Origin of the sequence: Methanobrevibacter sp., from assembly GCF_030539555.1 — an archaeon.
GTDB lineage: Archaea > Methanobacteriota > Methanobacteria > Methanobacteriales > Methanobacteriaceae > Methanocatella.
This window is the reverse complement of the sequence record NZ_JAUNXX010000041.1, coordinates 1-14,333: the sequence shown is the minus strand read 5'-3', so window position 1 is coordinate 14,333 and position 14,333 is coordinate 1. Positions and strand designations below refer to the sequence as shown.

17 protein-coding genes and 1 tRNA gene are annotated in these 14,333 nt (G+C 33.1%); 16 read left to right on the top strand and 2 right to left on the bottom strand.

The genetic code is table 11. The annotated features are described in order from the left end of the window. Positions 1-71 precede the first annotated feature (71 nt). The 12 genes from secY to Q4Q55_RS07565 all read left to right on the top strand — a co-directional run bounded on the left by secY (position 72) and on the right by Q4Q55_RS07565 (position 10,167). Complete coding sequence (secY, locus tag Q4Q55_RS07620; protein ID WP_303372230.1) at positions 72-1,430, top strand: preprotein translocase subunit SecY; 1,359 nt, start codon at positions 72-74, stop codon at positions 1,428-1,430. A gap of 44 nt (positions 1,431-1,474) precedes the next feature. Continuing rightward, positions 1,475-2,035, top strand: a complete 561-nt coding sequence (locus Q4Q55_RS07615; protein ID WP_303372229.1) for an adenylate kinase — start codon at positions 1,475-1,477, stop codon at positions 2,033-2,035. A gap of 10 nt (positions 2,036-2,045) precedes the next feature. Next, positions 2,046-2,624, top strand: coding sequence for a DUF106 domain-containing protein (locus Q4Q55_RS07610; protein WP_303372228.1), 579 nt, complete (start codon positions 2,046-2,048; stop codon positions 2,622-2,624). A 117-nt stretch (positions 2,625-2,741) separates the two neighbouring features. Continuing rightward, the gene (locus Q4Q55_RS07605) at positions 2,742-3,008 is read left to right on the top strand and encodes a 50S ribosomal protein L34e (RefSeq protein ID WP_303372227.1); all 267 of its coding nucleotides are present in this window, start codon (positions 2,742-2,744) and stop codon (positions 3,006-3,008) included. Further along, positions 3,008-3,529 (top strand): (d)CMP kinase, encoded by a 522-nt coding sequence (cmk, locus tag Q4Q55_RS07600; protein WP_303372226.1) that lies wholly within the window; start codon positions 3,008-3,010, stop codon positions 3,527-3,529. Before Q4Q55_RS07605 ends, cmk begins: the two co-directional genes overlap by 1 nt. Beyond that, the gene (locus Q4Q55_RS07595) at positions 3,530-3,751 is read left to right on the top strand and encodes a 50S ribosomal protein L14e (RefSeq protein ID WP_303372225.1); all 222 of its coding nucleotides are present in this window, start codon (positions 3,530-3,532) and stop codon (positions 3,749-3,751) included. It begins immediately after the preceding gene. A gap of 64 nt (positions 3,752-3,815) precedes the next feature. Beyond that, positions 3,816-4,781, top strand: a complete 966-nt coding sequence (locus Q4Q55_RS07590) for an RNA-guided pseudouridylation complex pseudouridine synthase subunit Cbf5 (protein ID WP_303372224.1) — start codon at positions 3,816-3,818, stop codon at positions 4,779-4,781. Between the two features lie 212 nt (positions 4,782-4,993). Beyond that, complete coding sequence (locus Q4Q55_RS07585) at positions 4,994-5,614, top strand: DUF3800 domain-containing protein (RefSeq protein ID WP_303372223.1); 621 nt, start codon at positions 4,994-4,996, stop codon at positions 5,612-5,614. Between the two features lie 407 nt (positions 5,615-6,021). Further along, a complete protein-coding gene (locus tag Q4Q55_RS07580) occupies positions 6,022-6,576 on the top strand; it encodes a hypothetical protein (protein WP_303372222.1) in 555 nt (184 codons plus the stop codon). A gap of 144 nt (positions 6,577-6,720) precedes the next feature. Further along, the gene (locus Q4Q55_RS07575) at positions 6,721-7,242 is read left to right on the top strand and encodes a hypothetical protein (protein WP_303372221.1); all 522 of its coding nucleotides are present in this window, start codon (positions 6,721-6,723) and stop codon (positions 7,240-7,242) included. Further along, positions 7,214-7,600, top strand: coding sequence for a hypothetical protein (locus Q4Q55_RS07570; RefSeq protein ID WP_303372220.1), 387 nt, complete (start codon positions 7,214-7,216; stop codon positions 7,598-7,600). The genes Q4Q55_RS07575 and Q4Q55_RS07570 overlap by 29 nt, the downstream gene beginning before the upstream one ends. Before the next feature lie 182 nt (positions 7,601-7,782). Next, entirely contained in the window at positions 7,783-10,167 is a 2,385-nt protein-coding gene (locus tag Q4Q55_RS07565) for a hypothetical protein (protein ID WP_303372219.1), read from the top strand. Between the two features lie 36 nt (positions 10,168-10,203). Here the strand turns inward: Q4Q55_RS07565 and Q4Q55_RS07560 are convergent, their stop codons facing one another. Both Q4Q55_RS07560 and Q4Q55_RS07555 read right to left on the bottom strand, forming a co-directional pair. Further along, the gene (locus tag Q4Q55_RS07560; protein WP_303372218.1) at positions 10,204-11,913 is read right to left on the bottom strand and encodes a DUF2207 domain-containing protein; all 1,710 of its coding nucleotides are present in this window, start codon (positions 11,911-11,913) and stop codon (positions 10,204-10,206) included. A 78-nt stretch (positions 11,914-11,991) separates the two neighbouring features. Beyond that, positions 11,992-12,549: a LemA family protein gene (locus tag Q4Q55_RS07555; RefSeq protein WP_303372217.1), complete on the bottom strand. Its 558-nt coding sequence runs from the start codon at positions 12,547-12,549 to the stop codon at positions 11,992-11,994. Between the two features lie 208 nt (positions 12,550-12,757). On the opposite strand from Q4Q55_RS07555, the gene Q4Q55_RS07550 reads away from it, so the two are divergent. From Q4Q55_RS07550 to rpsK, 4 genes are all read left to right on the top strand, one after another. Next, a tRNA-Ser gene (locus Q4Q55_RS07550) sits at positions 12,758-12,842 on the top strand. A gap of 186 nt (positions 12,843-13,028) precedes the next feature. Continuing rightward, complete coding sequence (locus Q4Q55_RS07545) at positions 13,029-13,478, top strand: 30S ribosomal protein S13 (protein WP_303372216.1); 450 nt, start codon at positions 13,029-13,031, stop codon at positions 13,476-13,478. Between the two features lie 59 nt (positions 13,479-13,537). After that, entirely contained in the window at positions 13,538-14,077 is a 540-nt protein-coding gene (locus tag Q4Q55_RS07540) for a 30S ribosomal protein S4 (RefSeq protein WP_303372215.1), read from the top strand. A gap of 11 nt (positions 14,078-14,088) precedes the next feature. Further along, positions 14,089-14,333: 30S ribosomal protein S11 (gene rpsK, locus Q4Q55_RS07535; RefSeq protein WP_303372214.1), on the top strand; the 245-nt coding region annotated here is incomplete at its 3' end.

Below are 14,333 nucleotides of genomic sequence, written 5' to 3'. Positions count from 1 at the left end.
AAAAAATCGAAGAACTAGGAGGAGAAGCTATAGAATTATAGCTTTTTTCCTTTTTAATATAGAGGAAGAAAATGTCAGCACTAGAAGTATTAGAGCCAATATTTAGGTTTATTCCTGAAGTCAAATCCCCTGTTCATAGAGAAGACTTCAATGAAAAACTTAAATGGACTGCTCTTGTTTTATTATTGTATTTCATATTAACACAAATTCCATTATACGGTTTAGCTCCTGGAGCTATAGACCAATTTGCTCAATTAAGAGCTGTAATGGCAGGAAGCTTCGGTTCAATCCTTACTTTAGGAATTGGTCCAATAGTTACTGCTTCTATTGTACTGCAATTATTAGTAGGTTCAAATCTTTTAGAATTAGATTTATCATCTCACAAGGATAAATCTCATTTCCAAGCCACTCAAAAAGTATTATCTATTGTATTTACTGTTTTTGAGGCTAGTGTTCTAGTATTAACTGGAAACCTTGTCCCTATAGATGGTTCATATACACTTTTGTTAATCGCTCAACTTGTTGTTGGTGCTTTGGTAATTATTTACCTTGATGAAGTTGTATCAAAATGGGGATTCGGAAGTGGTATAGGTTTATTCATTGCTGCAGGTGTATGTCAAGCAGTTATTGTCGGAACATTCAGTATCTTAACAGGTACTGACGGTTTGCTTGCAGGTATCATTCCAAAATTCATCCAGTTAGCCACTACAGGCGTTTATGATTTCTCAGTATTGATTCCATTACTTGCAACTATCATTGTATTCCTGGTTGTTCTTTATGGTGAATCCATGAGAGTGGAAATTCCTATTTCCCACGGTAGTGTCCGAGGACACGGAAGAATTAGAGGATCAGTCGGTAAATATCCATTGAAATTCGTATACTCAAGTAACATGCCGGTTATTTTAACAAGTGCATTACTTGTGAACGTAACATTATTTGCAAATCTTTTCCAAAAGATTGGAGTACCAATTTTCGGTCATATTGAAAACGGTAAGGCTGTTGATGGTATTGCATGGTTATTGTCCACTCCTAAACTGGAAATGTTCATTACCGAACCGATTCATGTTCTCATATATGCAATATTCTTTATTGCATGCTGTATGCTGTTCTCATACTTATGGGTTGAAATCAGTGGATTAAATGCTAAAAAGATTTCCGAACAACTTCACAGTTCAGGTATTCAAATACCTGGTTTTAGAAGCAGCAAACGTCAACTATATAAAATATTAAAGAAATATATTCCTGCACTTACCATTATCAGTGGTATATATGTAGGTCTTATTGCATTCCTTGCAGATTTAACCGGTGCTTTAGGTGGAGGTACTGGTGTTTTACTTACTGTAGGTATTATTCATAAACTTTATGAAGAAATGGCTGAAGAGCAACTCATGTCTTCAAATCCACTTCTCAGAAAATTCTTAGGAGATTAATTTCTCCTAATTATTTATCTTTTCAACAAAGGTGAGGGATTAAATTGAAATTAGTAGTATTAACAGGTATTCCAGGTTCTGGAAGTACAACATTGCTTAAAAAAGCACTTGAAGAAGTTGATTATGTCCACGTGAACTACGGTGACATAATGACAGAAATAGCAATTGAAAGAAAAATTGTTGAGGATAGAGATTCTTTAAGAAAACTACCAGCTGAAACTCAAAAGGAAATTCAAGCTGAAGCTGCTAAAGAAATTAAGAAAAGATCTGAAAATGATAACGTTATTGTAGATACCCATTGCACTATTAACACTCCATCTGGATTTTTACCAGGTTTACCTATTTGGGTTTTGGAACAATTACAGCCAGATCGTTTTATATTAATTGAAGCTAATCCTGATGAAATCATTTACAGAAGATTAAATGATGACACACGTATTAGAGATGTTCAAAAAGCTAAAGAAATTGATTTACATCAACAAATGAACAGAGCTACTTCTATGGCTTACGCTACTTTAACTGGAGCTACTGTTAAAATAGTTGAAAATCATGATAATCATTTGAATTCTTCAGTTGCCAAATTAGTTGATGTATTAAATTTATAGGGGATTAATTATGGTTGATATAATGGGAATGGTCTATGGTGTTTTGAATGCAATTTTCAACCCAATTCTCGCTATGGACCCTAATCCAACTAATCCTGCTTTGACTGTTTTAATTATTGCATTTATTGTTTCATTGATAACAACTATTGCTAATAAGTACTTGGTTGATCAGGATGAGCTAAATGATGTGCAAGTTAAAATGAAAGAGTTCAATCAGGAACTCAGAGAGGCTCAAAAAAGAGGGGACGGTAAAAGGGTTGCTGAACTTCAGGCTCAGCAGGCTGATATTATGCAAATGCAAAGTCAGATGATGTCAAGTCAATTCAAACCTATTATTGTAACTTTTGTTCCAATTATTTTGATATTTTTCTGGATGAGAACATCCGCCATCCATGATTTAGTCATTATTTTACCTAAGACCGTATATTGGGTTACTTTAACTCCGGTTTGGCATTTCATAGGTCAGTTCCTGTATGGTGGTAAAGCAACAATTCCATATGGTATTGGTTGGTTGTTATGGTATATGATTTGTACTTTTGGTATGAGTCAGATTATAAGAAAATTCTTAGGATTCAAACAAGGGTTCTAAATCAACCTTTTAAACATACATTTATTAATGATGAAAAATAGAAATTATATTATTCTATTTTGAATACGCTATTACACAATTATTAAATATTTATTAAATTAATTATTAGGTGATTAAATGCCTGCAAATAGGTTTAGATCAAGATCATATAAAAGAGTTCATAAAAACACTCCTGGTGGAGAAAATGTTTTAAGATATAAAAAGAAAAAACCATCTAAGCACGTTTGTGCTGAATGTGGTGCAGTATTACATGGAGTTCCTCGTGGACGTCCATATGAAATTGGAAAATTATCAAAAACAGCTAAAAGACCTAACCGTCCATACGGTGGGTACTTATGCTCAAAATGTGCTCGTAAAATTTTCAAAAACGAGGCTAGAAAATAATGATAATTACAATCGGTGGATTAGCTGGAACCGGAACTACAACTGCTGCTGAAGTGCTCAGTGAAAAATTAGATATTCCGTATATATCTGCAGGATCAATATTTAGAGAAATGGCTGCAGAAAGGGGAATGTCTGTTCTTGAATTCAGTGAATTTGCTGAAGGTAATGATGATATCGATAGAGAAATTGATAAAAGACAAGCTGAAAAAGCCAAATCTTCAGAAAATTTGATTATCGAAGGAAGATTGTCAGCATATTTTGTTGAAAATGCTGATTTAAGACTTTGTTTAATGACTCCTTTTGATGTTCGTTCAAAAAGAATAGCTCAAAGGGAAGGCAAATCTGTTGAAGTGGCAAAAGACGAGATTATCACTCGTGAAAAAAGCGAAGCTTTAAGATATAAGGAAATCCATAATATTGACATTTCAAATATGGATATTTATGATTTAATTATAAATACTGATAGCTTTGATCCGGAAAGCATATCAGAAATCATTATTCAAACATTAAAGGTGATATAAATGGCATCAATCGAAGTAGGTAGAGTATGTGTTAAAACTGCTGGTAGAGAAGCAGGTGAAAAATGTGCAATCGTAGAAATTATTGACGAAAACTTTGTTGAAGTTGTAGGTGAAGCTGTAAAAAACAGAAGATGTAATATTGCTCACTTAGAACCAACTGAAGATTCCATCGATGTTTCTGGCGATGTAGAATCTATCAAAGCAGCTTTAGCTGACTTATAGATGAATAATTATTTTTATTCATTATTTTACTATTTTTTTTAATATTTTTTCCAAGGTTTTTTTCATGAAATTTGACATGATAACTAAATCTCAAAGTTTTACTTCTCCCGAATTCGGTTGCAAACCTGAAGATAGGGAAATAAATGATTACATTTCTAAAGGAGTTATCAATTTGGATAAGCCGTCAGGTCCGACTTCTCATGAAATAGACTCTTGGATTAAACGTATACTGCATTTGGAAAAATCAGGTCATGGAGGAACATTGGATCCTAAAGTAACCGGAATATTACCGGTCGGACTTAATGATGCAACCCGTGCAATACAACTGCTTTTAACAGCTCCAAAAGAGTATGTTTGTCTTTTAACATTCCATCAGGATGTTCCGGAAGATAGAATTCGTGAAGTATTTGCAGAATTCACTGGAAAGATATTTCAGCTTCCACCGGTAAAATCTGCAGTTAAACGTGAAATGAGAACCCGTAACATTTATTATTCAACCATTTATGAGATTGAAGGTAGGGATGTTCTTTTCAGAATAGGCTGTGAAGCGGGAACCTATGTGAGAACTTACTGCCACAATATTGGTGAGGCTTTAGGTGTTGGAGCCCATATGGCAGAGCTTAGAAGAACACAGGTAGGTTCATTCAGAGAAAAAAACAATCTTGTTACCTTGCAGGATGTGACTGACGCATATCATTTCTGGATTGAAGACGGTGACGAGTCATTTTTACGAGATGCAATAATGCCTATGGAAAGGGCTGCCGATTACTTGCCTAAAATTGTCATAAAAGATTCTGCAGTTGATGCTGTTTGTCATGGTGCAGATTTGGCATGTGGAGGAATTGCTTCTTTGGCAGATAACATTCAGAAAAATGATATTGTAGCAATTGAAACTCTTAAAGGAGAACTGGTTGGTGCAGGTCATTCATTATTGACTTCAAATGAGATTTTAGAAGCAGATTCAGGTTTTGCCGTAAATGTTTCTAAAGTATTCATGAAACCAGATACTTATCCAAGGTTCTGGAAGTAAATCCTTAAAATGTTTGCCGGTTCTCTCCAATCTTTGATTTAGGTTTTTTGAAAATTTTTTAAAAGTTGGTAGTGGGTTCAACATAATATTTTCCTAGTTGTTATTCAAGCATATAAATGTTTCAGTTTTAGATGGGGTCAATTTTACAAAATAAGGTCAATTTTATTTTAATTTTGAATAAAGTGTTTTTAAAAAGCTTTTTAAATGATGTTGTGTATATAGTATATGCAATGAAGTATGTCTACATTGATGAAAGTGGCGATTTGGGAAATAAGTATTCTAGTTCAAAATATTTTGTTTTTGCTGGAATCATGGTTGATAATCCTAAGAAACTTGATAATTTGATTAAAAACACTTACAGAAAGTATAAAGAAATCAGAAAGATGACTGAGATTAAAGGTACTCATACTCCTGATAATGTTATAATGGATATTTTAAAAAGGTTAAATAATATTGATTATCATGTTTTCGTCATTGTATTTGACAAACAAAACATGTATAAAACCGGTCAGGAGTATAATGTCAACAAGTTATATGATATTTTAGCATCACAACTGGCGAAAATCATTCATATTGATCAGAAAACTATTATATTCATTGATAAAGCAAAGAATAAAAATCAAATATTCGATTTCAATGAGTTATTTGTCCGTAAATTGGATAATGTGAAAAATTATCCTGTTGAAATAAATCATGTTAATTCAGCTAACTATAAAGGGTTGCAAGTTGCCGATTTAATTTCCTGGTCAACATATCAAGCTTTTGAAAATAAAAACAGTGAATTTATAAAAATTATTGAAAATAAGTCGGTAAAAATAATTTGTGAAGATTAAAGAACCCATAAAGCACCTAATTCGCCGCTCATCACGACAAGACTAAATGGGAATACTTTTATCTTTAAAATCTTACAAGTTATAATTATGTGTTGATATCTTATTTAAAGATAATGTTTTTAATAAATAAGATGTAAATATCTCTTTTCTATTGGATTTTTGATTTGTGAACAAGTCTTTTTAAAAAATTATTCATTTAGTTGTTGTTTATCATGATGGTGTTTGGAGGTTTCGCACTGAATCTATCCAAGGTTCTGGAAGTAAAAATTCTGTTTAGATGAAATATTAGAATATTTCCAAATGTTATTAAAGTATTAAATTCCTTTTTTTTTTAAACTCGAAAGATTTCTTATTATTAATGCATAAATATTTTATATGCGATATGAATATAAATGTTATTGAGGATTATGATTAAGAGATTTATGATTATTGCTGCAGTAATTTTAATTTTATTTATTGCTCCGATTTCTGCACAAAACAATATTACAATCGATAATGGTACACTTATTCAGGATTCAATCGATATAGCTAATGATGGGGATATTGTCTATTTGAATCCGGGATCATATCATGAATCATCGATTAAGATTAATAAAAGCATTACCTTGCAGGGTCTCGGTGAAGCAAAAGGTATTGTTATTGATGGCGGGCAAAGCGATTCAATTGTCATTATTGATAAAAAAGTAACTGTTAAATTGAATAATATTACCTTCATCAATGGGAAAAGCGAAACTTATGGTGGTGCTGTTTATACAGAGATTGCAAAGTCAGTTCATATATCAAATTGTATTTTTGAAAATAACACTGCTCTTATAGATGGTGGTGCTCTTGAGATATCCTCAAAATATAATCCAAATCCAAGAGAATTCTTTTATGGGTATTTGGAAGTTGATAATTGTAGTTTTATAAATAATTATGCCGGTTTTAGTGGCGGGGCTATTGGCACATACTATGTTGACTGAGACATTAGGAATTCCGAGTTTCTCAGTAATTATGCAGGCGATTTTGTAGGAGCCCTTTCTTTTGTAAATGGCATATTCACAGTATCTTCATCACGATTTGAAAATAATTATGCTGATTATGATGGTGGTGTTATAAGATAGAATATGGATTCAATATTGGATATTACTGATTCAATATTCATTAATAATACTGCAAAAGAATGGGGTGGGGCTCTTTATAATTGGCTTGGAAATTTAACTGTTAAAAATTCCATATTTTTAAATAATACAGCGGGAATTCGTGGTGGCGGAATTTTCACGGCAGGCCCTCTTACAATTACCTCATCACAGATAACAAATAATAGTGCTGAACATGACGGGGCTTTTTATGTCTTTCAAGAATTTTTTTCTATAGAACCGATTGTCATATGCAATAATAATATCATTACAGGAAATAATGCTTCGAAAGGCTCAATCGTATATTATTTCTTACTCAGATACACTAAAAGCGACTATGAAAATAATTACTGGGGAGATATTAATCCGAACACAACTAAATGGTTTGAAGAATTTTTTGTAGATAGATTTGCCGATCCTACACCAAAAACATGGATTGAAAAACTTCCTCAGAATATTCTGGAGAATACAACGTCAGAAAGTGGGAATAAAACTGGAAAAAACAGTTAATGCTTCTCAGAATTTCAATAATGCTAAATCCGAAAATGATTTTAAAATTGTAAAGTCTGCGGATGGGGGTAGGGATTTCAATGATGCTAAATCAGTGTCTGATTTTAAAACTGTGAAGTCTGCCGGTGGAAATGCCGATTCCAATAATTCTAAATTGGGGGCTGATTTTAATGCTGAAAAAACAGATATGCCAATGCCTGATTGGGGTGGGGATAACAATTTCCCATATGATTCAAAAAGTAAATCTTCAATTATAAAGATAATCAATTCTCATGGCGATATGAGTATTCTTTTGATAGTGATTATTTTAGCAATATTGGCTTATGGGATTTATAGATTTAAAAATAGGATATATTAATAGTTTTTTTCCAGTTTAAATGATTTAACCAATGGGGATAATCTAATTTTTTTTAATGATTGCATTGAAACTTTTGACATGCTTTATTATCTATTTGTTAATAGGATTAATCTTTGATTTCGCAATTAATATATACTATATTCAACAAAAAAAATATCATTGTAATTCAAGGAGTCGAGATTATGCTAAACAAAAAGATAATATTAATTTTCATTCTTGTATCCATGTTTACTCTCTCGACTGTTAGCGCTGTTGATAATTTGACTGCGGACAATGCTGATTTTTCATCGGATTCAACCAGTGAAATTTTAACTATTTCTGATAATCAGAACATATCTGCTGGTTCAAAGACTTTCACAGAGTTAAATGATTTAATCAATAGTAATAGTTACACTAACATTTATCTTGATTCGGATTACATTTATTCCAAAGATTCCGATTCTTCATTTGCTGATGGAATTAAAATAAACAGGGCAGTCAATGTTTACGGTAATGGACATACAATTGATGGAAATAATCTGGCCAGAATATTTATTGTGTCCGATTCCGTATCCTCTTATTTAAGTTTCAGCAACATCAATTTTATCAATGCAAAAGCTGATAATGGGGCGGCTATTTATGGAAATATTAATACTGCTGCTTGGAGTTGTAATTTCACCCATAACCATGCAACCATTTCTGGTGGAGCCATGTATCGTGGAGTTGCTAACAAATGTATTTTCAAAGATAACTCTGCAGCTAAATTTGGTGGTGCTATGTGTGCCGGTAATGTGGATGGCTGCACATTTGTGGGTAACTCCGCAATGGAAGGAGGAGCCACTTACAATACTTATGTTACCTATTCGACTTTTATTAACAATTCCGCTTCTTCATCATGTGGGGCAATGTATGGAAGTTCTGTAGGTCACAGTACTTTCATTGGAAACTCAGCAACAGACCATTCAGGGGCGTTTGGTTTTGGTTATGCTTTAAACTGTACTTTTATTAGCAATAGGGCTTATCAATCTGGAGCATTGGGCGGTGAAGGATCTTCTGCTGAAAGTTGCACATTCATGTATAATACTGCTGAAAACGGAGGTGCCATTTTTGGTTGCCTTGCTAAAAACTGTGTTTTCATAGGTAATTTAGCAACTGATGGTGGAGGTGCTATGGCAGGGGGCAACTCTGCTCAGGATTGTATTTTTAAAGCCAACACTGCAGTAAATCAGGGCGGCGCATTACTTGGAGTATATGCTTTAAGATGTGAATTCCGTGAAAACTATGCTAAAGAAGGCGGTGCGATGTGTTTGAATTCAGCCAATAACTGCAAATTCATAAATAACTCTGCTGAAAAAGGAGGAGCATTATTCAATTCACATGCATTAAGTTGCAATTTCACATATAACGCAGCTAAAGAGGGAGGTGCTATCTGTGATGGTTCTGCACAATCTTCTCAATTTAGATATAATTACGCTATTAACGGAGGGGCAATGGCTGGTGGTTCTGCCGAAGGTTCTGCATTGGCATGCACTTTCATCAGCAATTCTGCTGATGACTATGGCGGAGCAATATATGCCACTTCAGCTATAAGATGTTACTTTAAAGCGAATACTGCAAAATTTGGTGGTGCAATTTCTTCTGGAAGCTCTGCTTCAGAATCTGTTTTTATAGAAAACATCGCTAAAATCTCAGGTGGTGCAAAATACGATTCTTATGCTGGTAATTCTAATTTCAGCGGAAATTTGCCTGCATATAAATTATATGTGTCTGATTTTACAGGCGTTGAAGGCTTTGGTGGTGACTTTAGCATCAAATTGGCTGATTCTTCCAGTTATCCAGTGGTTGGCGAAAATGTAACAATTAAAGTATATAACAGTAAAAATAAATTGGTTGGAACATACACTAGTCAGACTGGATATAACTGGTTTGTTAATTTTGATGCAGGTAAATATCAGGTCGTTATAAGTGTTGATGATAAGTCTTATGAAATTACTTCCGTTAAATCAACAATTACAATTAAAAAATCATCATTTATCTATGTCGTAAATGTTGTAACTAATTATAATGCAGGCAAATGTCTGCTTGTTAATTTACATGATTCTAAAGGAAATGTAATTACATATGCAAAAGTCTCCATTAATCTTAATGGTGTCACAAAATCATACATGACAGATGATAACGGTCAGGTAATATTATCCACTAGCGGTTTGGCCCCAAAAACATATGTTACAACTATCAGTTATGCCGGAGACAATAACTATGTCTCAACATCTGCAACCGCAAAAATTACAGTTAAAAAAGTAAATCCAAAATTGACTGCAGCTAAAGCAACATTTAAGGTTAGCGTTAAAAGCAAATTATATTCTGTTGTTTTAAAGAACAATAAAAATGTTGTATTGAAATCAGCTAAGATTACACTTAAGGTAAAGGGGGTAACCTATACTGCTAAAACTAATTCTGCGGGTAAAGCAACATTCAAACTTACAAAATTAACCAAAAAAGGAATATTCAGTGCATTAATTAAATATGCAGGTAATGCATATTATAACCATATTAGTAAAACAGTTAAAATCACTGTTAAAAAGTAGTTGTCTTTTTTTTTAAAAAATTAAATGGAAATGGAACTAGAAAGCTCCACCTCCACCTCCTCCAGATCCTCCTCCGAAGCCACCGAATCCTCCTGAGTCTGAGGATGGGTTTGCTGCAGATTCTCCGGTTCTAAAAGCACTATACATCATACCGTATCCGCCATAATAATGATACATGAAAATATCATCGTCATAATCTGATATGTTCGGTACCTGCAGTTTCATGGATTTGTAAACTTCATCAGCTACTCCAAGAGCAGCACCATAAATCAAGTACTTTTTCCAAATGACTATTGATTCCGGAGGGTGTTCTTTCATTAAACTGTTGTCTTTTAAGAACTTCTTAAAATTTTCCCATTTGAGGTAGAAGACTCTACCATTTTCAGTCCATCTTCCGAAAATATCTTCATCTATACATAACAATGCTATTGAAAATACAACTAGAAATATTCCTGCAATAAGTGCATAGAATCCATTTGAAAGGTTTGTCAGGAATCCTAAAATTGATAGGATTATTCCAATAACAATGCCTCCCAATCCAATAATGCCAATTAATGTAGAGCCAGTATCGTCAAAGAATTTGTCAAGTTTGATATTATTTTCAACGGTGTCTTCCCACTTGTTAACTTGACCTACAAACCATTTTGCATTTGTTTCTGAAGATAATTTCCCATTTAACCTGGATAAATTCAAAACATTGTCATTTGAAAAGTGATTCAATGTATTGAATACAATTTTCTCACTTGAAGTTAATTCACTTTCTTTTTCATGATTAAATGTTAAAAGCAAGTCTTTGGTGTCACTGTCGACATTTTCTTCAGCATATAGTTTGATAACTTTTCTGTCAATGAGGTTCATTATTGAAGCCTCAAAACCTTTCATATTCGGTTTTCCAATGTTCTTTTTATTCTCAACAAGTGCATTGACTACTTCGGGAGAGTCATCTGTCGGAAGGTCCCGTTCATAAATTCCATCATAATCTACTTTAGGTTCTCTACCATAGACTAAATAGGTGAATAATGTACCTATCGGGCTTAAGATGGACAGCAATCCTAAAACTAGATATGCTGTATTCCAGAAATTTCTTCCATTGATGCTGTCGTTTAGGTTTTTAATTATCTGCTCTCTGCCATTTTCATTTACATGTTTTGCATATGTGGCATCATTAAAATCATCTAATGGCATCAAAACAAGAAGTTCATATAATTCTCCTTTTGGAATTGATGTTGTTTGTGCTGTTATTGTATCTCCTTTTAAATTGCTTGAGGTAGTGTATTCTTCAGGATTTAAGTAATAAGTATTATTTTTATCTCCTGGAAGGTGTACGGTGGCTTGTAAGCTTCCAATGCCAACGTCCCATTCATCTCCCCAAAGTTTATATTGAAGACCGCTTACATCATTAAAAAGAGTCACGACATTCTTCATATCATAACTGATGTAAATTGACACATCACAATCCCTTATACTTTTCGTATGGGCTGCATCGGAATATAAATAGATTTTCAAATGTTTATATCCATTGTCGTCGCTTTCTTTAAGCACTGGATATGCCCCTTCGGCTGAAACTTTAATATTATCAATGCTTTCTCCGGATTTTAGGGGGATATCTCTATACACGCCATTGAATTTTCCTTCGAATGAATAATCGTACTGTTCTTCTACATGTAGTAAACCATTATTTCTAACAGTCAAATCAACGAATGCATTGGGAATGCTGTAGCTTCGGTCATCATCTGCCGCTGCCATTGACATTGTAGAAAATAATAGTAAAAATAGTAAAATTATACACAATGTTTTTTTAACATTCATATAATTTCACTCCACTTAAAATTCAACTTTTGGAACTTCTCTTTCTTCGGAAGGTGCTTCAAAGAATGTTTCTTCTTTAAATCCAAACATTTTTGCAAGCATGCTGCTTGGGAATTGTTGGCAAGCATTATTGTATTTCAAAACAACATCGTTGTAGAATTGTCTTGCATATGAAATTTTATCTTCAGTTTCACTTAATTCACTTTGCAATTGTTGGAAATTGCTGTTTGCTTTTAAATCAGGGTAATTTTCAGCAACTGCAAACAATGTTTTTAAAGCACCTGTTAACTGGTTATCTGCAGCGCTTGTTTCTTCGATACTTGAAGCATTCATCACGCCGGTTCTAGCTTTTGTAACTTCTTCGAGAACTCCTTTTTCGTGGCTTGCATAGCCTTTAACTGTTTCTACAAGATTTGGTATTAAATCATTTCTTCTTTTAAGTTGGACATCAATTTGTGAATAACTGTTTTTCACACGGTTTCTAAGTCCTACAAGATTGTTGTACATGTGAATAAAAGTTACTACGACAAATATTAAAAGTATTGCAATAACTATAATAACTAAAATACTCATAATATCACCTAATTATAAGTATAGTATGTTGCTAAAATATATTTTGTTATTTAATCTGTAAGTTCAAAAATTTATTTTTATTAACATTATGGCGATTTTTTTAAAATTATTAATTTAAACAATACCTTTATATATGTTAAGGTAAATATATTATCTTATCATGTTATTCTAGATAATATGATGTGCAAGTATTTGCTAACTATTTTATGCCGAGATAGTCTAGCCTGGTAAGGCGCGAGACTGGAAATCTCGTGGGCATTCCGCCCTCCTGGGTTCAAATCCCAGTCTCGGCGTTTATTAGTTTTTAACTTAGTTTTTTTGTTTTATTAAAAAAATACTTGTTAAACTGATATTTTTGCACTCTTAGTTTATTTAAACTAAGTTTTATATTGTTGAAAGAACTGTGTTTTGAGAAGCTCAAAACATTCGAATCTATATTTTACGTCTCGTAGGTTCGCTCTATAAATGGAGGTTATTTAATGGAAGACGATTTCAAGCACTTAGTGCGTATTTCAAGAAAGGATGTAAATGGTAATAAAACCATTGAACAAGCTTTAACCGAAATTAAAGGTGTTGGAATATCTTTATCTAAAACTTTGTGTCGTACTTTAGACTTAGATTTAGACGCTAAAATTGGATACATTGCTGACGAAGATGTTTTAAGAATTGAAGAAATTTTAGAAAATCCTAAAAAATTTGACATTCCATCTTGGATGTTAAACAGAAGGGAAGACTATGAAACTGGTGAAGACATTCACTTAATCGAATCTGATCTTGACATGACTTTAAGAGATGATTTGAACAGAATGAAGAAGACCAGAAGTTACAAAGGTAGAAGACATGAAGTTGGTTTACCTGTTAGAGGTCAAAGAACCAAGTCTACTTTCAGAAAAAGTTCTTCAGTTGGTGTAAAACGTTCACGCGGATAGGCATGGAACTTTTTTTATAAATAAATATTTTAAATTCAATTTTATAAGGAGATGTTTTAATGGGACAACCTAGAAAATCAAGGAAAAAGTATAATACACCACCACATCCTTGGAATGCGGAAAGAATCAAAAATGAAAACAAATTAATGACTAAATACGGTTTGAAAAATAAAAAAGAAATTTGGAAAGCTGATACTTTAGTTAGAAGATACAGTAGGGAAGCAAGATACTTACTAGGTTTTTCTGCTGATCAGATGCAAGAGGAAAAATTAGAATTATTAGGACACTTAGCTAGAACCGGTGTTTTGCCTGAAGATGCTGCACTTGAAGATATCTTAGATTTAAATGTTGAAGATATCTTAAGAAGAAGATTACAAACTATTGTATACAAAAAAGGTTTAGCTCGTACTCCTAAAGAAGCAAGAATGTTTGTTGTACATGGCCACATAACCTTGAATGGTAAAAAAATCAATTCACCAAGTTATGTAGTTTTAAGAGGTCAAGAAGATGAAATTGGTTTCTATCGTTCTTCACCTGTAGCAAAACAAATTGAAGAATACAACAAAAATAAGGATAACAAAGCTAATACAGAAGAATAAAGGGTGTAACTATGGCAAAAGATGAAAAATGGGGTATAGCTAATATTTACTCATCATTCAATAACACTATTATTACTGTAACAGATATTACTGGTGCTGAGACTATCTCTCAATGGTCCGGTGGAAAAGTTGTTCGTGCAGACAGACAGCAAGCTTCACCTTTCGCAGCTATGGCTGCAGCAACTAGAATAGCTGATGATGCTAAAGAAAAAGGATTTGTAGGATTACATATTAAAGTAAGAGCTCCTGGTGGAAA